Raw genomic sequence first — 2,842 nt, 5'->3', positions numbered from 1 at the left:
CTTTTATTACCAAGGATCTGAGAATACAGGCAAGAGCGGTGAGGATATAGATCCAGAGGCTACGGGAGTTATAAAGGCGGATGATATGGGCAGTGAAAAATTTGATGTGGAGGACGGAATACCGTGCACCGAGGATCTTTATGTATCGGTAAACGGCAAGGACTATCTGTACAGCTATAATTTTTTGCAGATAATAGATTACAAGGAGTACCCCATAAACGTGACAAAGACCTTCAATCTTAGCTGGGAGGAGCAAAGGGTAGGTTCATATGAGGATGAGGACGGGAATACACATTACTATACATACTGGATTACGATGTATGATACTGAAGAGAGAGAGGAAACGGTAGATGTGGTCAGGGATTACTCATACTGGTACATAGACAGGCTGGAGGTATATTATGCGGGACAGGCTGAGGCTTGGAACTATGCGCTTCCTAATGAAGGCATCGTGATTGGGCAGCCTTCGTCAGGCTATGATGTGCCGGAGCTTGATGTGGAATATCTTGGGCATGATAGCCTTCATATAAAGGAGCCGGATATCGAATATAATATGGATATGGGATCTGAGAGCCTATCGGGAGGCAGGAACGGAAGGCCGTCCGTGCCGGACAATTTCGGCGCCAGGGGATTTGCGGAGAGCAATGTAGGAAATATACTGGCAAGGAATGATTCTGTAAAATTTAACGGACGGACAGTAATGTCGGGAGATTGGAGAGAGATATCTACAGAAGAACCGGGCGATATAAATTCCGGAAGGCTTGTGGAAAAGCTTTTTTATGTTGACGGGCAGACCATAGACAGAAACAAAAGAAACGGCAGGGAGGAGAGCTATGGCGAAGTAACATATCGCCTTATGGATGGAAGCGTTAATGCATTGGCGTATGATATAGAAGACAGCATAGATGGAATCAACCCCGTGACGATACATACCCCCGTTGTATGCTATGCAGAGGTAAAGGATGACGCGGCATACAACCAGATGCTGAGCCCCGACACAGCAAGAGCGTCGCTGATACTGGGAAGGCCTTCGCACGTAAGCATTCCCACAGCAGGACAGCATAGAAATATAAAGGGATATGGGAACAGAGACTATATTAAGTACACGGATGAGAAGCAGATAAAATTCCCGTTTGATACATATATAAATACTACCTGGCGGCAGGCGGGCAAGTATGTAAAAGCGAATACGTGGCATACTGTTTCACTTGAGCAGGATGAGGTTGACTTTTATTTGCCGGAATGGGTGGACGAGGGGGACTACACCATAGAATTCAGGGAAATAGCAATAAACGATCCGGGATACGGGTACATGCAGAGGGATGCAAATACCAGTACGGAGGCATATGTTGCGTATGACAGCCGGGATGTAAAGGTAATAGGAAGGCTGTATGGGCTGAGGATTAGTGATATAACGGACTACCCGCTGTGGGAGGAAGTGTTCAGGCAGAGTGAGAATACCGTAAAGCACTCGGGAAATTACTACAGGTCGGGGAAAAATGATGAGAACGGTAAAGCCAGAGATTTAGGGGGAACAACTCAGAAGGTGTTTGACAAGCTTGTTCTGCCCATAATGAATGGGAGCCATATCCAATACAGGAACGCAGGAGCATTAAAAAGAGGATATAAGTTCAGATTTGAGCTGGAGACTTTGGGGAATTATTTCAATGACGCGGATTGTATATCTATAACTCCAAGCTTTTATTATGTACCTTACGATGGAAGCAGGCGTGAAAAGGTAGATTTATGGTATAACGAAAGATTTAATGGGGAAGAAAACTCCATGGTAAAGGTACAAGGAGCAGGTCAGAACCGTAATAACCCAAAGTACATGAATCTTGGAAATGTATACAGGAGTGTGCCGGAGATTGAAATAGAGAGTACCAGTATTATAAGCAGGATAAGCGAGAGGAGTCTTAAGGAGCACAATACACTGATAGGGTGGCTGGACAGAGTAATACTTGGCAGATGGGTGAGGACATACACAGGCGATGTATCGGAGCTTCCGCAGGGAGTGGAGCAGGAGAGAGCGAAGGTATCAAAGCAGAAGTGGTACGGTGAATATTATCTTCCTGCTGAGCTGTTTGCGGCACCGGAGGGCTATGATGTTGAAAAGCAAGCAAGGGAAGGCTATGGGCTGACAGGTAAGGAGGATTTCTGGAAAAAGGAAGGGTATATAATAGTAGGGTTTAACATAAGGACTGTAAAGGATGAAAGCTCAGAGGGCGGGGCTCTTGGTTATAAGGGGCCTATATGTAATATGTGGGAGATTGAGGCATTTAACTTAAATAAAAAGGATTATGAAGGAAGGAGCTTTCCTTTGCAATATGGAGACATAGTATTCTACTATACCGACAGGAGCGTAAAGGATGACTACAGTGAAGGAGGTACACATTAAAGAAGACGGTATGGAGTGAGTGAAAGGGGCGGGACTGAATGAATAGAATATATATGAAGCCGGATGAGGTAATAAGGCTTGGGGGAAGTATTAAGTCCATAGTTGCTGAAATAGAGCCTATGGGCAGGGAGGTCGGAAGCATACTTGGCAGTCTGGAGCCGGAGGTTAAAAAGAGGCTGGGAGGCACAGAGTACCGAATTACAGATGACCTGTATATGCTGTATAATATGGGAATGGACTTAGGCACTATGGCTCAGAAGGCAGGCCGGAGCTTTATGGATGAGGACAGCTCTCTTTCCCGTGATATGGATGCCGCATTAAAGGGGCTCCAGAGTGTAGCGAGAGAGGTTGCATGGCTCAATTCATCTGACAATACAAGAATGTGTGCCAGCGGGAGCGCTATGCAGCAGTTTTATCGTAATGTGTCGCTTGAGATGAATGAAA

General features: G+C 45.5%; 2 protein-coding genes. Both read left to right on the top strand.

Annotation, left to right across the window (positions count from 1 at the left end; translation table 11 throughout):
• On the top strand, positions 1-2,398 hold a 2,398-nt coding region (locus DFR58_RS22055; protein ID WP_242987782.1), incomplete at its 5' end, for a DUF5704 domain-containing protein.
• Between the two features lie 38 nt (positions 2,399-2,436).
• Positions 2,437-2,842 (top strand): hypothetical protein (locus DFR58_RS21500; RefSeq protein ID WP_147273237.1); only part of this gene is annotated, 406 nt, incomplete at its 3' end.

It is taken from the genome of Anaerobacterium chartisolvens (assembly GCF_003337415.1).
GTDB lineage: Bacteria > Bacillota > Clostridia > Acetivibrionales > DSM-27016 > Anaerobacterium > Anaerobacterium chartisolvens.
Note: the sequence above shows the minus strand (reverse complement) of the source record. Positions and strands in the feature narration are given on the sequence as shown.